Origin of the sequence: Affinundibacterium fentianense (genome assembly GCF_018139545.1) — a bacterium.
GTDB lineage: Bacteria > Pseudomonadota > Gammaproteobacteria > Burkholderiales > Burkholderiaceae_D > Undibacterium > Undibacterium fentianense.
The window spans coordinates 266,395-288,504 of record NZ_JAGSPJ010000002.1 but is presented as its reverse complement, the minus strand read 5'-3'; the positions used below and the strand labels follow the sequence as shown (position 1 = coordinate 288,504).

The window sequence follows — 22,110 nt, the reverse complement described above, 5'->3', positions numbered from 1 at the left end:
CGCCGCAACACGGTAAAATAGCGGGATGAATACAGATCTCGCTATTGTGCCAACTTCCGATGCTCTTGCATCTTCTACCCAATCTCCTCGAAACCCAACGGAGGTAGGAGCTTTTCCTCAATTTGTTCACTTGCGCATGCATTCCGAATATTCGATTGTCGATGGGTTAGTACGCATTGATGATGTGGTCAAGGCTGCCGTCAAAGACAAACAGGCCGCGCTTGCTTTGACCGATCTTAGTAATTTGTTCGGACTTGTTAAGTTTTATAAAACGGCGCGTGGTAAAGGCGTGAAACCGATCGCTGGCTGCGATGTTTGGATTAGCAACGATGCCGATAGGGATAAAGCGTCACGCTTACTTTTGCTGGTCAAATCGCACCATGGATATTTGCGCTTGTGTGAATTACTGGCACGGGCTTGGCTCGAAAATCAACACCGAGGACGCGCAGAAATTCGATTTGAATGGCTGCAAGAGATTTTTGAAAATGACCAAGAGCAAGGTCTTATTGCTCTGTCGGGAGCACATTTTGGCGACGTTGGAATTGCGATCGATAATGGAAATATGGAAATGGCAGAGCGCAATGCGCAACGCTGGGCGCGAATTTTCCCAAATCATTTCTATATTGAGATTCAACGGGCTGGTCAACCGAATATGGAGAATCATATTAAGCATGCCGTTAAGTTGGCTGCAAAACTTGGTCTTCCAGTCGTTGCCACGCATCCAATTCAGTTTATTAATAAGGATGATTTTACTGCGCATGAGGCACGTACATGTATTGCCGAAGGCGAGATGCTCGCGAATGGACGTCGGGTTCGCAAATTTAATGACCAACAATGTTTTAAATCACGCGAAGAGATGCAAAATTTGTTCGCGGATTACCCTGGAGCCTTAGTTAATTCCGTTGAAATTGCCAAGCGATGTAATCTCAAATTGGAGTTGGGAAAACCTAAATTACCTGATTTTCCGACCCCTGAAGGCATGACTTTAAATGACTTCTTGGTTCATGAAGCAAAAAAGGGATTGGAATTCCGACTGCAAAATCTATTCCCAGACCCGTTGAAGCGTGAACAAAATCGTGAGCGCTACGAAGCTCGTCTAAAGTTTGAGACAGATACGATTGTTAAAATGGGTTTTCCAGGGTACTTTCTGATCGTTGCTGACTTTATTCAATGGGCAAAGAATAATGGGGTTCCCGTTGGGCCTGGTCGTGGATCGGGCGCAGGGTCTCTGGTCGCATACGCCCTTCTGATTACGGATCTCGATCCACTACAATACAATTTGCTGTTCGAACGTTTCTTGAATCCAGAACGCGTCTCCATGCCCGACTTTGATATTGACTTCTGTCAGGAAGGTCGCGATCGCGTGATTCAATACGTGAAAGATCGCTACGGTAAAGAGGCGGTGTCGCAGATTGCGACCTTTGGAACCATGGCTGCCAAAGGCGCGATTCGAGACGTAGGTCGTGTGCTCGATTTTGGCTATATGTTTTGTGATGGCGTGTCAAAACTGATTCCGTTTAAACCAGGGAAGCAAGTCACGATTGCCGAAGCAATCGTCGAAGAACCATTATTGGCTGAGCGTCTTGAAAACGAAGAAGAAGTGAAAACTTTGCTCGACTTAGCGCAGCAAGTGGAGGGTATTACCCGCAACATAGGTATGCATGCGGGTGGTGTGTTAATTGCGCCAGGCAAACTTACCGACTTCTGTCCTCTGTACACGCAGGGCGGTGATTCTGGCGTGGTCTCGCAATATGATAAAGATGACGTCGAAGCCGTCGGTTTGGTGAAGTTCGACTTTTTGGGTTTGACCACCTTAACCATTTTAGATCGTGCTGTGCGCTACATCAAAATGCTTGATCCAGCGATGGCGGATTTTGATTTATCTAAATTGCCCTTAGACGACAGAGCATCGTACGAACTTCTCACTAAAGCAAAAACCGTCGCTGTCTTCCAGCTGGAAAGTCGCGGCATGCAAGGCATGTTGAAAGACGCGCGCCCTGATCGTTTTGAAGACATTATTGCGCTGGTGGCATTGTATCGTCCGGGACCTATGGATTTGATTCCTGACTTCTGTAAGCGTAAGCACGGTGAGAAATTTGATTATCCCGATCCGCGTACGGAAGGCATTTTGTCCGAAACCTACGGCATTATGGTGTATCAGGAACAGGTTATGCAGATGGCGCAGGTGGTTGGTGGTTACTCACTAGGCGGTGCGGATTTATTGCGTCGTGCGATGGGTAAAAAGAAAGCCGAGGAGATGGCGGAACATCGCCAAATTTTCCGCGATGGTGCAGCCAAAGATGGTCTGCCACAAGAAAAAGCCGATGAAATTTTCGACTTGATGGAAAAATTCGCGGGCTATGGTTTTAATAAATCCCATGCCGCGGCTTACGCGCTTTTGTCCTACCACACTGCGTACTTGAAAGCCCACCATCCCGCCGCGTTTATGGCAGCCAATATGTCGCTGGCGATGGACGATACAGACAAAGTGAAAATTCTGGTTGAGGATGCCATTGATGTTTGTAAGTTGAAAATGCTTGCCCCTGATATCAATCAGTCTGATTATCGTTTTATGCCAGTTGGCGAGGCAGGGAAAAAGGCAACGCAAATTCGTTATGGACTTGGTGCAGTAAAGGGATCAGGACAAAATGCGATCGAGAGCATCGTCAACGCTCGGAACGAGGGTGGGGCATTTACTGACCTATTCGATTTCTGCAAACGCGTCGACAAACGTCAAGTCAATCGCCGCACGATTGAATCTTTAATTCGAGCGGGAGCGATGGATTGTTTAAAACAGGATAGAGCTGTGTTGCTGGCGACTGTCGATTTTGCTTTGGAAGTTGCTGAGCAAGCCGAAGCTTCAGCAAATCAAGTCAGCTTATTTGGTGATGACGATGACATGATTCCGCCACCTGAGTATGTGAAGGCAGAACATTGGAGTGATCGCCAGCGGTTACTCGAAGAAAAGCAAGCGCTTGGCTTCTATTTATCCGGGCACCTGTTTGATGCTTATGCTCCGGAAGTGCGACAGTTTATAAAAACAACGTTGGCAAAAGTTGAACCTTCACGCGACTTGCGTTTGATCGGTGGCGTGATTGCCGGATTACGCACACAAATGACGCAGCGCGGCCGTCTATTGATCGTTACTTTGGACGATGGGACGGCCGTTGTGGAAGTGACGGTGTATGGTGAAATGGCGGAGGAGTTTAAAGGGATTTTCAAAGAAGATGAGTTTCTCGCGGTGATGGGAAAAGTGTCAGAAGATCGCTTTAATGGAGGTCTACGGATTACCGCAGAAAAAGTGATGGATATTGGCCGGGCACGCGTACAGTTTTCGCAGGGGCTGCGTATTAAGCTCGATGCGAATGCGGATACGCGGAAGTTAGCCGAAATCTTACAAGCACATTTGAATCAGGAAGGATGCCCAGTATTGATTGATTATGCAAATCAAATGGCTGCGGCTGAATTGTATTTGTCGGATGCCTGGCGAGTGAATCCGGATGATCAGTTACGTAAAAAGCTGGGTGATTGGTTGAGCCCTGGGCATGTAAAAATTGAGTACAACTAATTGACTAGTATGCATCCGATACCGAATGTGCAAGAGCCAACCTGGCGGCAGCGTTTGCCAGCACAGATTTTGAGTTATTTACCGCTGACCTTGTTCTTTCAGGTTGGATTGATGTACGCTGGCTTGTTGACCTTTCTATTGGCGTGGTGTTGTTCGGGAGAATGGTCGGAGAAATTCGCACGGATCAAGTCGTCAATTTTGTTGTGGCCAGTTGTGGCATTGAGCGTCATCTCCATAGTGATTGGTCTGATTCATCCCCATCCAAACGGTGAATTTGCTACAGCTTGGCTTCACTATCAAACTTATTGGTTTTTATTTCCAATGCTGAGTGTCGGGAGTGGCAATTGGCAGGCATCTGCAGTTCGCTATTTTTTCATTGGAGCGGTGATCGCCGCTAGCTTATTTTATCTGAATAGTTTTGGTGTACTACCTGACATCAAGCTGTTCAAAAGTTACGTTCTGTATGAAGGCAATAAATCCATTTTATTGGGTTTGTTGTTGGCGATCGCTGCGGGATGGATGTTGCATGAATGGCGGGTGCATCAAAATTTCAAACTTTTGCGCTTCCTGAGTTTCGCTTATGTTGTGATCGCCCTGGTGTTGTGCACTAAGTCACGGACCGCGAGCTTATTGTTTGTTTTATTGAGTGGATTGCTGGTTTTTCGCAATTTTAGTTTCCGCTGGTGGCAATTGCTCGCGATCGGCGGACTTTTTTTGGTGGCCATTTTTTTCATATCTCGCGTCGCACAAATGCCAGCGCCGGTAACTTGCTTGGCAAAGGAAATGCAGGATGTCTATAGAATGCGGGGTGTCCAAGTTCTCATCAACCGTGGAATTTGCACAGTACATCAAGTACGTGATTTTGGTCAGACTCAGCAAGTAAGCGAAGACGGCATGCGCTTGGAACTCTATTTGAATACTTGGCAAATGGTGAGTGAGAGTCCATGGCTAGGACATGGAATCGGCAATTGGCTTCCTATGTATCAACAAAAAGCGCTAGGAAAAATTAGCGAAAAGATGACTACGCCACATAACGACTATTTACTGTATTGGTTTGAATTGGGCTTGGGTGGTTTGCTTGCATTGCTTGGAATTTGGTTGATGCAACTTCGCATTGCGCGTCAAATGATGCATGGCGAACATCGTCAACGGGCAATGCTTTTGTCCATGCTGAGCATTGGGATGATGTTTGCCGCTTGTTTTAATGCAATTTTGCGCGACGGCGTTTTTGCTTTCGCGATGTTGATTTTGCTCGCTATTCCATTAGCGGGTGTCGGCAAGGATATTCGATGATGAAGAAGTCATGGCTAAATTAAATAAATCGATCTTAAAACGTTTGTGGGCGTCGATTACGCAGTATCGAGCGTATTTGACTTTGACTGTGTTGACTATGTGTGGCACGGCTTTGACCGAGGTCGCATTGCCATGGGGTTTAGGCAAACTACTTGACCATGGTTTTGGTAAGAGTTCGGCGAACGGTCCCGCAACAGAGGTCATCGATTTCCCACTTTGGTATGTGCCGGCGGCGTTGATTGGAATTTTTGTTGTTCGCGGTGTTTGTACTTTCACGACCAGTTATTTGATGGGTCGTATATCGGTCAATTTATTGAATGAATTGCGGGCAAAAGTATTTGATAAATTATTGCATGTTCCGGTTGGGTTTTATCATACGGAGTCGAGTGGGCGCATTATTAATACGATTATGTTTGAAGCGCAGCAAATTGTCGAAATGGTCAAGGTATCCATCACGACTTTGTTTCGAGATTCTTTGACGGTCGCGGTGTTGATGGGATATCTCATTTGGTTGAATTGGAAATTGACTCTAGTCACGATCATTTTGATTCCGGGAATGACTTTACTAGTTCGTGGTGTTAGCAAGCGCTTGCGGCGGCTCAATCATCAATCATTAGAAGTGAGTGGTGAACTAACACAGGTAATTGAGGAAACAACGAGAGCCCATCAGGTGATACGTATCTTTGGGGGGCAGCGTTATGAACAGGAACGCTTTGAAGCGAAGAATAAGAAACTTGGCAGCTATTCGATGAAAAGCACGGTAGCGGTCTCATTTACGACACCGTTGACACAAATTTTGGCTTCAGTGGCAGTGGCTATCGTGATCATGTTAGCGTTAGCACAAGCACGCCAGGACGCAACCACTGTCGGTGATTTTGTCACCTTCATTACCGCGATGATGATGTTATTGACACCGCTTAAACGTCTGGCGGATTTGAATGGTCCTCTGCAACGCGGGATGGCCGCGGCTGAATCTGTGTACAGCATGGTTGACACCATTCCTGAGACAGAAGCTGGTCAAAAAATCGAAGGGCGGGCTAAAGGACAGCTCGAATTTAAAAATCTTATTTTTCGTTATCCGGGGCAAGACCAAGCCGCGCTACAGAATATTAATTTGCAGGTGCAGGCTGGCGAGACGATAGCATTGGTTGGTATGTCGGGTGGTGGTAAGACGTCATTAGTCAATCTCGTACCGCGATTCTATGAAGCTGATAGCGGTGCACTTTTGCTAGATGGCGTCGCAATTGAAGAGATTTCACTTAAAAGTTTGCGAGAACAGATTGCGATGGTCAGTCAGAACGTCGTTTTATTTGATGATACTTTGGCCGCGAATATTGCCTATGGTGATAACGCGCCGAATGCGGAGCGCATCGCAAATGCAATCAGCGCGGCGCATTTGCAAGACGTAGTGAATGAAATGCCGGAAGGGCTGCATACGATGATTGGCGATAATGGGATGCGCTTGTCGGGGGGGCAGCGTCAGCGTCTCGCGATCGCGCGAGCGATTTATAAAGATGCGCCCATCTTGATTTTGGACGAAGCTACTTCCGCACTCGATAGTGAGTCAGAACGCGCTGTACAAGCGGCCTTAGATGAATTGATGCAAGGTCGCACGACCTTGGTCATTGCACATCGTTTGTCAACAATTGAACGTGCAGACCGAATTGTGGTCTTAGTCGATGGAAAGATTGTTGAAGTAGGAAGTCACGCAGAACTACTTGCAAAAGATGCGGCCTATGCAAATTTATACCGATTACAGTTCACGACGTGATTCATTCGCTAGGTACCTCAATATTTCAAATTTTTAATGACAATCGGTGTCCTTAGACGCCTTTGGACAACATTTAATTTAATTCGGGAGTAGACGCAATGAAGGCTTTAATTCCTCTATGGTTTGCAGTGTGTTCTGTGCTCAGTCCTATTGCTTCGGGATTGCTCTATGCTGCGCCGAATCCTAGCGCGAAAAACGGTCTTGAATTTAATACGGACAATCTTGATGCGGCGATGAAGCGCTTCACACGTGCACCACATCCGATGGCGAGTGCAGAGCAGAAAAAGTTTGCCCAAGAAGTCAAAGTCGATTTAGCGAAGCAGGGTTGGGTAGTGCAATCGCAAAAATTTAAAACAAAAATCCCTAATTTATCGCATGAAAAACTTGGCGGTAAAGATAAGTCAGGCTCACCGATTAAAGAAGTAGAAGGGGAAAACATCATTGCTCTCTCGAAAGGCAACGAACGTTGTTTGCTCGTCATAGGAGGCCATTATGATACAAAAATTTATAAGGATTTTAAGTTTGTCGGTGCCAATGATGGTGGATCCTCGACAGTCGCAATGCAAGAATTGGCAAGAGTGATAGGGCAAATTCGTCAACAAGAAAAGAAAATGACGCAGGAGACAGGACGATTTTTGGATTGCACGATTGCATTGGCGTTCTTTGACGGAGAAGAAGCGACATTGCCTGAGTGGAGTGATGGCGAAAAGCTTTTGGGAATTCAAGACAATATTCATGGTTCGAGGGCATTTGCCGCAAGCTTGTCAAAGAGTTTTGAGGGGATCGTGTACCAGAACATTCCAGTTAAGGCAGTCATCATTCTCGATATGATCGGCCATAAGAATCAAAATCTGTTCATCACAACAGGTTCGCATCCACAATTGTCACAAAAATTATTGGGGCAAAAAACCACGACGAAAATCTACGCTGCGAATATCGCTATCGAAGATGATCATTTACCGTTCGCACAATTAGGTCTGCCAATTGTGCATGTCATCGACTGGACTAATTTGTCAGAGTGGCACACGCCCAAAGATACAATGGATATTATTTCAACGAAAAATATTGCCGATTTCGGTGATATGTTGGTGCGCTTTTTGCGTCAAAAGCGTTAGTAGTGTTATGTTTGCCTCCCGAAAAGAAAAAAACGTCATCTCAAACGTGTTGAGATGACGAAAAAGGGAGGTTGAAACAATGTGGACGAGCACTTGTGTGCAGCGACCAATTGAGACCTGTGTAGTGTGCAAGTCGGATCAATATAAAGCAAACAGTTTGGGATAAACGGCAGGTTTGGCAGGTTGAAATGCGATTCTCTTTCAACTTGATTATCCTATTTGGATGAGGCGTGAGTGATTTGATAAGGGTTTATTGAAAACAAATGAGCCTAGATCAATTGATAGAGTATTGATCAGTTAGATAACATGGTCGACGTTACTTTGCGATCTTTGAGTGGCAAGCTGCGATTATTTGTATGCCTCAATTATTTTTTGATAAGTAAGATTTCCCTTTAAGTTTTTCATTCCTTCATCAAATTGATTTCGATATGTACGCTCACGGAACGCGACGGAGTAGCGTGTTTTCTCTTTAAAAATCGGATGAATGACAATGGGAATGCTGGTGTCAAAATCTGTTCCGAGTAGGCGACGATGGTGTTCAAAAATAGTTTTGTCGATAATGATGACGCGAACACGTCCTGCCCAAAACATCTTGTTTTGGCTTAATTGGCTATTCGCTTCGAAATAGTTGGAAGGATGACGACCGTTCTTATCCGGCTGATAGTTCGTGGCAAATTCTGCTCCGAGATTCTTCCAAGCTTCTTGCCATGTCACAAATGGATAGTTGTTTAAATCTGCAATGGTTCGGATGATCACCTTATCGCGAACGCGACTGATGGCGACATTTTGAAATTCGAGATACGTATTGGAAAAGTAAAAGCCGTTATTTTGGTTATTTTGTACTGTTGCTGCAGCATCAACTTCACGTTCTTCTAGTGCCTTTTGCAGGCGTACCTTGGGGACGATGACGATTTTAATCGTGTGTCCAAACTGCGCCATCGCGGCGCGTAGTAGGTCAATTTCAATACCTTGAATCAGTCCATCTTTTTGAAAACAGTATGGTGGGCGATCACCAGCAAACGCGACTTTCAGCTCCTCTGATTTTACAAAGTCGATCATCGTACAGAAGATCATAAAGAAGCTGAGAATTCGCAACATTTTCGGACCCTATTCTTCGCTGTTATGCCACGACAACCAACTCGACAGCGCATGCAACGCTTTTGACTCAGATTCCTCTTTTAACAGAGTCGACTGCAACTTACCGTGTCAATCTGAGCGAGAAAAATATGCTTGCGGAGGTTGCTATTTACGACGGAGCCAAAGTCGGGAAAACTTTACTCCGTCGTTTTGCATCGCTTGTTTATTTGCCTTTGGCGATCCATTTGTCGACTTGTGATTCTAAGATTGGCATCGGTAATGTCCCATCACCTATTACAATCTCATGGAATTTTGCTAGGCTGAATTGAGAACCCAAAGCTTTCTCAGCGCGGGCGCGTAATTCTAATATCTTACGAGCGCCAATCTTATAACTTAGTGCTTGCCCTGGTAAAACCATATAGCGTTCAATTTGATTCTTTGCGTGCGCTTCGTTGTAGCCCAGATTTTTTTGCATGTATTGAATGGCTTCCTCCCGTGTCCAAGTTTTAGCGTGGAGCCCAGTATCAACCACAAGTCTGACCGCGCGCATCAACTCATCATTGAGATGGCCAAAATAGGATTCGGGATTGTCGTAGAAACCTAGTTCATGCCCAAGAGTTTCGGAATAAAGTGCCCAGCCCTCGGTAAAAGCCGCACTGTTCAGATTTTCTGTATTAAATTTGCGGTATTTGGGAAGCTTAATTTCTTTCAGCAATGCTGCATGCAAATGGTGCCCAGGTTGTCCCTCATGCAGAAATAAAGTCACCATGCCGATACGACTATATTTTTTGGGGTCATTGACTACTGGCCAAAATACACCGGGATGAGAGCCATCTGCGGAAGGAGGGGTGTAGTGGTCAGATGCAGTGGCGCGACTTAATTCCGGTTCAAGCTGCAATTCCAATTTTCCTTTTGGTAGCAAACTAAACAAGCTTGGCAACTTCGCTTGTACTTTTTTGTCAATCTCGCGATAGGCATCGAGAATTTCTGTGTCGGAATTAAATGATTTGAACTTTTCTTGGGTACTGACCCATTGCGGTAAATCAATTGCTGGTCCTGTATAACCTAATTTGGGACCTAGCTCTGCCCATTTTTCTTGGATGCGGGCGACTTCTTGCAAACCGAGATTGTGGATTTGGTCCGGTGTGAGATCGGTCGTCGTATGGTCTTTGATTCGCATTTGATACCAAGCGGCGCCATTTGGCAATGCGCCATAACCGCTCGTTTCCCGACCAGCTTTGAGATAGTCTGTTTCGAGGAAATGCACAAGCCTTTGGAGTGAAGGGGTTAACTTGGCGCTGATAACTTGTATATACAGTTGGCTGAGTTTCTGTTTGTCGGCAGCGGAAAAACTTGCGGGTAGATTCTTGATCGGTGTATAAAAAATGCTCGCCTCTGGATTTGCATTCGGCAAGGTTTTAAACTGCGGCAACATGGCTAAAGTAATTGCTTTTGGTTGAACGATACCTAGGCGTATTCCTTCGCGCATGTTTTTGATCGCTTGGTCGATCCAAAGATTGAGTTTATTGAGTCGCGCTAAATAGGCGTAGTACTGTGGCACCGTGGTGAGTGCTTGCGAGCCGTCACCACTCGCAAAATTTGCAAGTGTACTTGGTACATTGTCCATTTGATTTAACGGTAGCAAGTGCTCGGGGAAATGTTCGAAATGTAATGCACTATCGATTTCGTAGGCTAAAAGGTCATAATTTAATTGATCTTTTTCACCAAGTTGATCGCGCTTGATGGTTTTGATTTGCGCTTGCATCTTGTGCATAAGTGCGAATTGGCGGGCACGTTGCTGCGGATTGATGCTAATACCCAATTGATTGTCATAACGATTGTCTCCATTGATGGTCGCAAATAGCAAAGGGTCGAATTGTGTTCTGGATTCGTAAAACGCTTCAGCAAGCTGATCAAGCTTTTTTTTGGCTTGGGATGCGTTGTCTTGCGTCGCTCGAGTTTGGGTAGCATAGACATCTGGTGCGAAGATTATCGCTCCTGAGACGAGTGCGAAAGTAAGGCTACTGAGTTGTACGACTTTTTTGATAGACATAGAAGTTCCTGTTTTGAGCAAACAATAAATCGCTGTGGGATCGCTTAGACCTGTTGCTCAGATTCTAGAGCTTTCTATACCTGATTGCATCAGTTTGTATTGCTTGTTATAAAGAAACCACAGGGAAGGCTCACTATTTCGCCTTCATTGTATGTAATTCCAACTAAACGTAAGGAATGTTTATCGGCTGTAATTGTTTGTAAAAGCAGGATAAATCAGAGTCTAGTTCGCCTATTCTTGTTTACATCAATCCCAATGAATGCTACCGAGGCGCAGCCCATGAATCGCAATTTTGAACCTGTAACAAGTAATAAAGTAAGAAACAAAAAAAAGACTTGGTTGTCTCGTTGTGGCATGCTCATATTGAGTTTTCTTGCCACCGCCTGCGGTGGTGCAGGTGGCTCAGTAAGCCCCGTTTCGGGTGCCAATGCGACGTCTGGATCTGCTTCGTCTGGCGGCTCCACATCCAATTCCAACACAGGAACAGACACTTGTTCAGTTTCGAAACTAGAATCAGAAATGAATACCCAGTTGGCGCAGCTACAGACGGATACCGATTTTTCATTCGGCATAGAGCGAGAAGATGGGCGGCGTTATTGGTTCCAACGCGGTGCATCGACGATGCGCACCCCCTATGAGTCCGCATCCACTTCCAAGATGGTGAGCGCACTGATTATTCTAAGACTGGTCGAACAGGGGTATTTGAAATTAGAGGATAAACCACAAGATAAGATTGCGAATTGGCCCATTCCAAGTACGGTACCACTCAGTACGATGAGCTTGGCAAATCTACTTAGCTTCACCTCAGGGCTGACAGAAGAGCCATTGTGTTTGAATGCTGGTTTCTCAAACTTCGAATCTTGCGTGAATAATATCGCTGTCGTGAATGCGAATAATACGCTTATCCCTGGCACGGAATTTTATTACGCGAGTACGCATTTGCAAGTTGCTGGATTAATGGCTGTTAAAGCGCGTGGCGTGAATTCTTGGCAGGAATTGTTCAAGGAATTTCAACAACAGACGGGTCTCTTCAAGACAGCTAGTTATGATTTACCCTCGAGCAGTAATCCGAGATTGGCAGGCGGAATGCATTGGACCGGTGAAGAATATCTTGAATTCTTGGTCGCTCTAAAAAAAGGAAAATTATTAAATTCCAATTCGATGGCACAGTTGCTGGTCGATCGCACAGCAAGCACAAAACTCACTTACTCTCCTGCAACGGCATTGGGTGAAGTCTGGCATTACGGATTGGGAATGTGGCATGAATGCCAGAATTCGAGTTTTAGTTGTGCTCCTGCTAGCCGCATTTCAAGTCCTGGTGCATATGGTGCCTATCCATTTTGGGATAGAAATAAATCTTATATCGGCATTTTGGCACGTCAAGGCGAGTTAGGTAGTTTCACAAAAGGCGTTGCAGTGGAAAGAGCGATTCGACCAAAAGTAGAAACATGGCTGACTTGTTTGAACCAATAAAGTTCTAGCAGATTATCCAATTTGGGTCTGAATGAGGGCGAAAAACTGATCACGATCAATCGGTTTTTCGAGCTCGCCTATCAGATTTAATGACTTGAGTTGAGCTACTAATGCGGCGCTGTGGCGTACTTCTTGCGCTTGTGCTGAGACAATAATTAAGGGGATTTGAGAGGCGCGTTTTGCCAGTTCCCATAAGAAGTCGAAACCGTCCATGGTCGGCATAACAAGATCGCAAATGATCAAGTGTATCGGCTTCTCAAGCGAGTCTAAATGGGTCACTGCAAGATTCGCGTCTTCTGCACAGATAATGTCTTGTATCCCGACAGAGCGCAATAAGATCGATAGATAGTCGAGCTGCATCGTATCGTCATCAATCACTAGCACGCGCAGATGATATTTCTGATCAGCGCTAGATGGCAGCTCACTCATATTGATCTCCGTGCAGGCTTGTTGTCCTGATGTTTTATTGGTTCGATTATTACTTACTATGCGTCGAGAAAAAATGCATCAGATCCTGAAGTTGCTCTGCCTGTCCAGACATCTCTTCTGATGTCGCCGCCAGTTGTTCTGCTGCTGACGCGTTTTGTCCTGTGACTTGATTGAGGTATTCCATCGAGTGGCTAATTTGACTTAAACCACTTGCTTGCTCCTCTGACGCCGCCGTGATTTCTGTGACTAAATCAGAGGTCTTTGCGATGGATGGCATCATCTCACGAAGTAACTGTCCTGCTTGCTCAGATACCTCGACACTACCCTCGGCTAATTCACCTATCTCGCGTGCTGCAATTTGACTGCGTTCTGCTAATTTACGGACTTCCGCTGCAACCACCGCGAAACCTTTACCGTGCACGCCAGCCCTAGCAGCTTCGATTGCCGCATTCAGTGCCAACATATTGGTCTGATAGGCAATATCGTCAATGATAGTAATTTTACCTGCAATATCACGCATTGCTTGTATCGTTTGCATCACGGCGTGACCAGTTTCTTGGGCTTGTTTCGCGCTGCTTGAGGCAATCCCATCAGTAATTTTTGCATTGTCTGTATTTTGATTGACTGAAGCCGACATTTGAACCACTGAAGCACTTACTTCTTCTACGCCTGACGCTTGCTCTGTTGCTGCTTGGGACAAACTTTGAGCCGTCGCGCTGATTTGCTCAGATGCAGCGGTTAAAGCGTCGGCTGCGGATCGTACGTCATTAATGATCGTCGCAAGTTTTTCGCTCGTTGCATTGCTATCTTCCTTCAATTGGCCGAATGTACCGGCATAGTCAGCGGTAATTTTTTGCGTTAAATCTCCATTCGCCATTGCACTGAGAACGCGGGCCAAATCGTTCAGTCCCGCTGCACTGGTTTGCATCAATTGATTCATTCCTTCCGCTAATTGTAGATAGAAACCAGTTTTATTTGCCACTTGAATAGTTTGCGAGAAATCACCAGCGACAGCCGCATCGACAATATGTGCGATTTCCTTTTCAATCGCTAGTTGTTCAGTCATATCAATCCATTGACCTACTGTTCCAATTTTCTCTCCGGTGTTCGAATAGGTGGGATTCGTGATCACATCGTATTCACGTCCGCCAAGTTGTAAGCGTGTTCGGATAGTTGTGTTTAATTGGCGTAGGCGCTCGATCGCTGGCGCTGGGTCGCTGTAAAAAATCCCTATGCTATTGCCGACGACCTTATCGGCACTAAAGCCAGGAATCTGTTTCCTGAATGCTGCTTCATTCTTGCTTAAAGTCTCTTGCAAAGCATGATTGATATAGGTGATTTTTCCTTCTTGATCGGCGATGCGAACTGGAACTGAGACAGAATCAAGCGCGACTTTGATTCTCGCATTCACCTCTGCCTCTTGTAGATTCGCCTGCAAGCGCTTTCTGACGATTTCCATACGTTCTTGTCGCACCAATTTTTGACCAGATTGGGGACTCATTGTGTGGTCGAATTTGTTTTCCCCATATTCACCAATCAGATTGGTAATTTCCTCCACATCGCGATTTTGAAGTTCGACCAAGTGGTTAATTTCATTGCAAAGAGTCGCAAACTCGCCAGGTAAGTCTTTGCTTGAAATACGTGACGTGAGGTTGCCGGCAACCTGATCTTGGGTCAATTGACGGATACGTGAAATGACTTCACGCAATCGAAGGGTCAAACCATTCAGCGAGGCTAATAAGCTGTGTTGGTCATTTTGATGCAGTTCGATCTGATGTGAAAGATTGCCCTCAGTGACAGCGCGAACCGCTGTGGCTGCGACTGTGGGTTCTCCGCCCAATTCGGTAAAAATATCTCGCTTTAATTTTCTCGTGAGATAAATTAGACCTAGTCCTCCACCAAGCAGAATCAAAAAATTAAAAATTAATGAATTTCGTGATTCGGTTTTGCTATTCTGTTCAGAACTAGCGAAATCGTTTTCAATCGCGTCGCCAATCGTAGCCATACTCTTCTCAAGCGTGTCAAATGCAAGGGCGAATTTATCCCATGCCTGCTTGCGTTCTGATTCAGAATTAAATCCGGTTTGTAAAACATGTTCAGCGCTTTGTTGATAAGCAAACAGATCGTTCTTAATCGATGCTAATTTAGATTTGACTTTGTCCGTTCCATGATTTTCTACAACGAGGATTTGATCTTGAAAATTCTTCAAATGCTCTTTGAAGTCATTTTCAATCGCCTCTCTGTCGTCTTTTTTGACATTTTGTTCTGCCGCCAAACGTAAACTGTTCAGGACGTCGCCACGTATCGCGTCGTGCATCATATCTGCTTGCATTTGCGCTCGGAGCACTTTAGAGGCAGTGATGTTTGCTGCGCCCACTTGTGATTGTTTGAAAGTACCATACAAACCTGTCAATCCAACGACCGTTAGTGTCGCAATGACTACCCGAACCAGCAGGTTGAGACGCGCTTGTAAGCTCTGCATAGTAAATCCTTTTTTGATCTTGATTTTGACGAGATTGGTAGGCTTGTTTTTTGCACTTTATTCAAGAGTAGCTTGAGTTTATAGGCAACTTGTTGCTATGTGTCAAGGATAGGTCAAAATAGCCTGAGTGCAAAAAAGGAATTTTGTCGTTTTTGCAGGTATGAGTGTTAAAAAATGTGAATTTCTTACTTCTTTTTTTGCTTGGATACGCATATTGCATCGCAAGAACATTTGGTCGCGAGACTGGACGATGAGTGTTTCGCCAAGATCTTTAAGTCGATGGAGAGAGAATTGATGGTAGAAATTCGTGGTGCGTCATTCCATCAGCCATGAATTTTTCATCGATGGGCAATAAGCTGGCGCATCGGCTAGTAACAAAGCAATGGGCGGACTGTGTTGTGATGCTGAAAGAGGGAGGGCGCAGCTCAATCTACTCTGTTCAATTTTGATCTGCATAACGTTCAGTTTTACGATCTAAAAAACGACCCGAGCGGTTGGTAGTGGGCGTGCCATTCGCCAATGCCACCGTACCATTTACCAGAACCCAATGGATTCCCGTCGCTGCTAATTTGGGGGACGCGAAGGTGGCCCGGTCAGAGATTGTCTCGGGATCAAATACGACTAAATCCGCCCAACAATTCAGTGCGATCCTCCCACGTCGTTTGAGGCCAAAGTGATCCGCGGAAAGGGTAGTCATTCGTCGCACAGCTTCAGCTAGCGTGAATAGTTTTTTCTCCCGACTGTAATGGCCGAGCACGCGCGGAAATGCACCCCAGAGACGGGGGTGAGGATGACTGTCATGCGGCAGGCCATCTGATCCTATCATGGTGTGCGGGTAGCTTAGTACACGCTCTACATCGTCTTCGCGCATTTGAAAATAAACCGCTCCAGCTGGGAGTAATTGGCGGGCAGCTTCCTTTTGATCAAGCCCCCATTCTTTCGCAATATCGGCAAGATCCCGTCCCTGCATTTCGGGGTGAGGCAATGAAAAACTAATCATGATGCGGATCAGACCATCCACATAGTCAGGATCGAGCACGGTAGAGCCAGCAGTATAGGGATAGGCATCCAGTCCAATCGCTTGTGTTTTACGACGTTCGTTGAGTAGCGCTAACGTTTCGCTGGTGCGGCCCCAATTTGCGGGGCCCGCACATTTGTGATGTGAAAGAATTACGGGCAGCTGCGCTTCTTTTCCGGCATCGCATGCTTCGTTGAGAGCGTCGAGTACACCATTGTATTCATCTCGAATATGCGACGTGTAAACACCCCCTGCAGCTGCGCTGACTTTCGCCAACGCAATGACTTCTGCATTATCGGCTGCCTTGCTGGGTTGATAGAAAAGGCCAGAGCTAAAACCTAATGCCCCAGCGTGCATACCTTCGGCCAACAAGTCCTGCATGACTTTGATTTCATCGTCGTTTGCCCGACGCCCCAAATCTTTTACTGCATTGACCCGAAGAGTCGAGTGTCCGATTAGTACACCAACATTGACAGCCGGTTGTGCCCGTTGCACCGCTTTTTTATAGTCTTGAACACTTGCATAGCGGTAGTCTTTTTGAGTACCAATTAGACTTAGAGGCGCGGGAGGCGCTTGGTTGGCAAGCCATGGTGCCAAACTAATTCCACAATTTCCCGCGATGACCGTGGTGACTCCTTGGGTTAGCTTTGGCAACATAGTTGGCGCATCGATGACTTCCCGATCATCGTGGGTGTGAACATCGATAAAGCCGGGCGCGACAACTAAACCCGTGGCGTCAAGCATGTGATCAGCTTGCAAACTTAAGGCTGGCGCTATCGCAACGATTTGTTGATGTGAGATCGCAATGTCCGCTCGATAAGGCGCGGTACCACTTCCGTCGATCAGATCTGCGTTGCGTATGACGAGTTGGTAGGTTTGCGTTTGCATGGTCGATTCTTCGAGATAGCTTACTTATTAGATTATTAGAAAAAAGTATTGATAGCCGATTCGACTTGATATCGGTCATCTACCACGAGGATGAGTGGCCATTTATCAAATGTGGTGCAAGGATGAGAAATGCCACACGCAACCAAGTCGCCAACTTGTAAAGTTTGGCAAATATCGCTGTCTTTTGGTAGCCGCAGATAGGCATGTTGATCATTCATTTTTTCAATTTTGCAGCCACCTGGTAATTTAGTTGGCATGGATGAACTACCGGGTCTATGGGTCTGAAATGGGAGCGGTAAATCAATATCATACGAAGCATCGCGTTTGCCCATCGTCAAAATCGCTAAGTCGGGTTCGGGACGTGATTGAACCATGCTCCAGACTTCTAAGGCAGGACGTAAATTATCCACTTCGACTGCGCTTTCGCGCGCTTGCATGTCGTCTAATAAATGCTTATAAAAACCATGGTCGTGAGTGACATAGCAACCACTACGTAAGATTGCCGTCGTTGGGCGCGAAAGTTGTGTTATCTGCTCAAAACCTCGTCCTACTAAATCAAAATAGGCTGATCCCCCTGCGGAAAGTAAAATTTCTTTCGCTCCGAACAAACCCTCTTGATCAGCTTGCTGGGTTAAGGCGATTAGGTCATTGATGAACGACTTCACGGCGATTAAATCTTGTTCTCGGTGTTTGCCTACAATTAGGCCTTCATAGCCTTCAATGCCGGCCAGCGTTAAGTAAGGACTTTGCTTAATTGCGCGAGCGATGGATAAAGCGTCAGTTTGGCTTCGACAGCCTGTACGTCCACCTGGGAACCCTAGTTCAACCAACAAGGGAAGTGGACGCTCTAATCCAGATCGTTGAACTTCGAGTTCCAAGCGGTGCACACCTTCGAGTGAATCAGTCAGCGCAAAAAAATCAAACTCAGGGTCGTTTTTCAGAAGTGCTAGAACGGCTTGGGTATCACTCCGATTGATCAACTGATTGGCTAATAAGATGCGTTTGACGCCATAGCGATGGGCAATTAAGGTTTGATTCACGGTTGCTAAGGTAATTCCCCACGCACCGTTTTTTAACTGTAGATCAAACAGTTGCGGTGACATCGTCGTCTTGCCATGCGGCGCGAGCACGACATGCATGGTCTCGCAGAAATTTTTCATCCATTGCAAATTGTGCTGTAACGCAGAATGTTTCAGCACCGCTACCGGAAAACTGGTATCGGCATTGAGTACATTCCAGCGTTGTTCGCCAATATTTTGTTGCTGTAGAGGCTGGGTCAAAGCCAAGCCTTTGGTACCTGGCAATAGAATTTGTTGTTCTAGGATGCGGAGATTAAGCATGATACTTTTTAAATTAATTTTGCATTTAGGGTGATGCGGGAATGCGAGTTGATTTTTGGGATTCGGCCATGCGCAGGAAATGGCTTCGCAAGCGACTACATATGCCATTTTAGATGGCGGAACGGATCCGCCATGCTGTGGATTTGTTTATGACTTCCAACTTGTGATTTTGTGGCCTTTTAAGGCATAGAACAAGATCATGGCATAACAAGGCAGCATCACCCAGTACGCGCTTTGCGCTCCGCTCGTATCAGAGAAATGGCCATACACCATTGGCAAGATCGCTCCGCCTGATATGCCCATGATCAATAAGGCAGAGCCAGCCGCTGTGTACTTTCCCAAGCCTTCGAGTGCAAGAGGCCAGACTGCCGGCCAGACCAAGGCATTCGCAAATCCTAACATCGCTAGGAACATGACGGAATTGGGTACCATCGGGACGCCTGCCCAACCTATTAATGCTTGCGCGATTCCACTATCAGTGGACGAGCTATTCATAACACCGAGAGAAAAAAGTAATCCACAAACAGCCGACAAAATCAGCGCACTTTTTTGCGAGAGCAATTTAGGTATAGCAATGACGCCGACCAAGTAGCCTAAGACCATAAATCCCATGGTGTAGGAAGTGAGTTTGATAAAGTGCTGTACACCCAAATGTTGTCCATATAGTCCAATGGTATCGCCAGCGATGACTTCGACACCGACATAGGCAAATAACGTTACCGCACCTAGGACCAACTGTGGAAATTGCAAAACACCAAAGCGCGTTGTGTTACTTTCTGTTTCATCTTGCAAATCTAAATCGGGCAAAGATGAGAAGTGAATGATTAGCATAAAAAGAACGAGTCCGATCGCCATGGTGATGTAAGGGGTGACGAGACGTGACGCCAAATCTGCACGTAAAGTCTCACGCGCAACTTGATCCATGGCTGCCAAAGTTGCGCTGGAAGTGGACGATTGATCGATACCCGATAAGATCAAAGCAAAAAAAACCATCGGCACAACAATCCCAGCACCCTTGTTGAATAAACCCATAATACTGATACGCATTGCAGCACTTTCGCGCGATCCGATACAAACAATATAGGGATTGATCGCCGTTTGCATCAAGGTCATGCCTGTCGCGAGTGTGAACAAAGCGAGCAAGAATAAGCCGTAATAACTCGTTTTTGCGGCAGGAATAAACATCAGTGCACCAACTGCCATCACACCGAGACTGGCTGTCATGCCATGCTTGTAGCCAATCCGGCTGAGTACCGCTGCGGAGGGCAATGCCATTACAGTGTAAGCAATATAAAAAGCAAAAGTCACCCATAGGGCTTGGAAATCATTTAGATTACAGACGATTTTAAGAAAAGGAATGAGTGATCCATTGAGCCATGTGACGAATCCTAGAATGAAGAACAGGAGAGCGATGAAGAACATGGCGACGACGACTTGCTTTTTGGATTGCGATGCTGGTGCGTTGATGGTCATGGTTTTTCCGTTTTTATCAATGGTTCTCGGTTGTTTGAGAATGTCTCTTTGGGTTTATCGAAGCGGATGTCTCTGCATCGCTGTTTTCTTGATTTATATTTTTTCAGCTTCGCTCAGTCTAGATTTCTTCTTGAGTTAATTCTCGAGCAAATACTTGGTTTCCTGCCATCAGCCCTCCATCGACGGGAAGCACGACACCTGTGATGACTCGAGCGGCATCAGAGGCTAAAAACATGACGGCGTCGGCGATGTCTTCGGGTGTTGCAAAATCTCGTATCGGGTACCATTTCTTTAAATCTTCAAACACTTGTGGATTTTTTTTCACTCTTGCCTGCCAGGCTTGGGTTTTGACTGTGCCGGGGCAAACCATGTTTGTTCGAATGCCAAACTGACCAAATTCCATTGCAAGTGCCTTGGTGTAGCTGATTAAGCCTGCTTTTGCCACACTGTACGCAGGATGTCCAAATGAAGTCATGCCGTTGACGCTACCAATAATGACGATGTTACCTTTTCTTGCTTTTTGCATCGCGGGTCGAACAGCTTCAACGGTATGGAATGTCCCATTCAGGTTGAGATCCATATCTTTTTTCCAGCTTTCTTCCGTCGTACTGCGCAAAGTCAGCGCTTGTGCGGCGCCAGCGTTGGCAACCAGGACATGTACCTCTCCTTGCCTTGAGACGGCCGATTGCAATGCCTGTTTTAGTGCATCGAAGTCAGTGATATCGGCAAGTACTGGGGTGCATTGCTGATCGCCTAGATGTGAGACCAATTCTTGCAATTGTGTAGGCTCACGATCTTGCGCGTAGACGTGGTCACCCGCATTGATAAACGCTTGGCACAGAGCGCGACCAATACCGCCGCATGCGCCTGTGATTAAAATATTTCGCGCCATTTACTCTATCTCCTTGAGTGTGTCGCTTAAATGGTCGAGTTGGTACTGCGGGAGTAGCCCATAATTATAGAAAGCGAAATCCTGTACACCTTGGGCTTGGATACCTCTGATCGCAGCGTGCAAATCTGCACCATGATTCAGATCAGGGAAGCCAGGTCGGAGAATCGCACGTACTTTGTTGGGGTGTGCGATCTGACGCAGACATTCCCATGCATCGGCAATCACGCGATGCGCATTCGGTTCATAAAAAGGAATTTCGATGTAGTCGGCAACTTCGGCGAGTGCGCGTAAATCACTTCCCTCGGTCCAACATGCCGAGGTTGGGCGTTGCACGGTTGGGATCACGGCTAACTGACATGCAGCGGGAATCGCTGCTTTAATTGCAGTCACTAATTGTGTCACACGATCTTGTCGTAAACTGATGAACGCAAATAGATCGGCATCGCTTAATAAATCCGATTGCGTCCAGGACGCTGCTTGATCACCTTGCGCGTTAGCAGGAAGTGAGAGGTAATTGCTTATTGTCGCTTGGACTCTTTGCTGTAACGCGTCGATTTCGATATGTTTGTTTTTTGCGGCTTGTTTGCAGGCATTGCAGAAACACATTCCCAACATATTGTCTAACCATGCATTGCTTGCCACTTGAGCAAATTCGTGATGATAACCATGCCCGTATGGTTGCCATCCTGGTGTTTCCAAGATAATGCTATGTATGCGATGTTGTTCACACAAATCGCGACTTAAATTGACCGCGTAGTCGAACACCGCGTCTTGCATAGGGCAGAGACTGTAGACGTAAGGGTCGCCAAACGCATTTTTGACTGTGTATTGCGGAAATGTCGTGCCAAGGCGCGTATTGTGAAGTAGTACAGTCCAGCCATGGACGCGGACTCTGCCATCCTTGAGTAATGCAGGCAATACTTCACGTATTGTTGCGTCGCTATGCGCTAACGGCGTTATGTCACCATAAGAAGTTAAGTCAGGATTAAAGTACGTGACGCCATCTTCAGGGAAAATCACCCGTGGTGGATTCTTCGCATGGGGACGTATAAATTTGCCTGCGTGATAGGCCGTTGCCAAACTAATGTCGGTGATGCCCATTGCGATCACTTCATCGACAAATTGTGTAACGCCGACATCTGCGATGTCCCAGGCATAGGTATAGAGCGAACGATAGGGGGATTGCGTCATGACTTCCTCTAAAATACTAGGGTGCGAGCACGGTGCGACTTTTTGAG

General features: G+C 46.1%; 14 protein-coding genes. 5 read left to right on the top strand and 9 right to left on the bottom strand.

What is annotated here, in order from left to right; genetic code table 11:
- Positions 1 to 136 precede the first annotated feature (136 nt).
- The 4 genes from dnaE to KDM90_RS06035 all read left to right on the top strand — a co-directional run bounded on the left by dnaE (position 137) and on the right by KDM90_RS06035 (position 7,747).
- Positions 137 to 3,568 carry a DNA polymerase III subunit alpha gene (dnaE, locus tag KDM90_RS06050; protein ID WP_230409674.1) on the top strand — a complete coding sequence of 1,144 codons (3,432 nt, stop codon included), beginning with the start codon at positions 137 to 139 and terminating at the stop codon, positions 3,566 to 3,568.
- A gap of 9 nt (positions 3,569 to 3,577) precedes the next feature.
- The gene (locus tag KDM90_RS06045; protein WP_212674700.1) at positions 3,578 to 4,861 is read left to right on the top strand and encodes an O-antigen ligase family protein; all 1,284 of its coding nucleotides are present in this window, start codon (positions 3,578 to 3,580) and stop codon (positions 4,859 to 4,861) included.
- Between the two features lie 10 nt (positions 4,862 to 4,871).
- The gene (msbA, locus tag KDM90_RS06040) at positions 4,872 to 6,632 is read left to right on the top strand and encodes a lipid A export permease/ATP-binding protein MsbA (RefSeq protein ID WP_212674699.1); all 1,761 of its coding nucleotides are present in this window, start codon (positions 4,872 to 4,874) and stop codon (positions 6,630 to 6,632) included.
- Between the two features lie 98 nt (positions 6,633 to 6,730).
- On the top strand, positions 6,731 to 7,747 hold the full coding sequence (locus KDM90_RS06035) for a M28 family peptidase (RefSeq protein WP_212674698.1): 1,017 nt from the start codon (positions 6,731 to 6,733) through the stop codon (positions 7,745 to 7,747).
- A gap of 348 nt (positions 7,748 to 8,095) precedes the next feature.
- On the opposite strand, the gene KDM90_RS06030 is transcribed toward KDM90_RS06035, so the two are convergent.
- Both KDM90_RS06030 and KDM90_RS06025 read right to left on the bottom strand, forming a co-directional pair.
- On the bottom strand, positions 8,096 to 8,845 hold the full coding sequence (locus KDM90_RS06030; RefSeq protein WP_212674697.1) for a substrate-binding periplasmic protein: 750 nt from the start codon (positions 8,843 to 8,845) through the stop codon (positions 8,096 to 8,098).
- A 202-nt stretch (positions 8,846 to 9,047) separates the two neighbouring features.
- Positions 9,048 to 10,877 carry a DUF885 domain-containing protein gene (locus KDM90_RS06025; protein ID WP_212674696.1) on the bottom strand — a complete coding sequence of 610 codons (1,830 nt, stop codon included), beginning with the start codon at positions 10,875 to 10,877 and terminating at the stop codon, positions 9,048 to 9,050.
- A 279-nt stretch (positions 10,878 to 11,156) separates the two neighbouring features.
- On the opposite strand from KDM90_RS06025, the gene KDM90_RS06020 reads away from it, so the two are divergent.
- On the top strand, positions 11,157 to 12,350 hold the full coding sequence (locus KDM90_RS06020) for a serine hydrolase (protein ID WP_212674695.1): 1,194 nt from the start codon (positions 11,157 to 11,159) through the stop codon (positions 12,348 to 12,350).
- A gap of 12 nt (positions 12,351 to 12,362) precedes the next feature.
- On the opposite strand, the gene KDM90_RS06015 is transcribed toward KDM90_RS06020, so the two are convergent.
- From KDM90_RS06015 to KDM90_RS05985, 7 genes are all read right to left on the bottom strand, one after another.
- Positions 12,363 to 12,779: a response regulator gene (locus tag KDM90_RS06015; protein WP_212674694.1), complete on the bottom strand. Its 417-nt coding sequence runs from the start codon at positions 12,777 to 12,779 to the stop codon at positions 12,363 to 12,365.
- A 49-nt stretch (positions 12,780 to 12,828) separates the two neighbouring features.
- Positions 12,829 to 15,261, bottom strand: a complete 2,433-nt coding sequence (locus KDM90_RS17865) for a HAMP domain-containing methyl-accepting chemotaxis protein (protein ID WP_230409636.1) — start codon at positions 15,259 to 15,261, stop codon at positions 12,829 to 12,831.
- 439 nt (positions 15,262 to 15,700) lie between these two features.
- Entirely contained in the window at positions 15,701 to 17,167 is a 1,467-nt protein-coding gene (locus KDM90_RS06005) for an N-acyl-D-amino-acid deacylase family protein (RefSeq protein WP_212674693.1), read from the bottom strand.
- Between the two features lie 35 nt (positions 17,168 to 17,202).
- Positions 17,203 to 18,507, bottom strand: a complete 1,305-nt coding sequence (locus tag KDM90_RS06000; RefSeq protein ID WP_212674692.1) for an amino acid deaminase — start codon at positions 18,505 to 18,507, stop codon at positions 17,203 to 17,205.
- A gap of 147 nt (positions 18,508 to 18,654) precedes the next feature.
- Positions 18,655 to 19,980: a sugar MFS transporter gene (locus KDM90_RS05995; protein ID WP_212674691.1), complete on the bottom strand. Its 1,326-nt coding sequence runs from the start codon at positions 19,978 to 19,980 to the stop codon at positions 18,655 to 18,657.
- A gap of 118 nt (positions 19,981 to 20,098) precedes the next feature.
- Positions 20,099 to 20,872, bottom strand: a complete 774-nt coding sequence (locus KDM90_RS05990; protein WP_212674690.1) for an SDR family oxidoreductase — start codon at positions 20,870 to 20,872, stop codon at positions 20,099 to 20,101.
- On the bottom strand, positions 20,873 to 22,063 hold the full coding sequence (locus KDM90_RS05985; RefSeq protein WP_212674689.1) for a hypothetical protein: 1,191 nt from the start codon (positions 22,061 to 22,063) through the stop codon (positions 20,873 to 20,875).
- Positions 22,064 to 22,110: the final 47 nt, after the last annotated feature.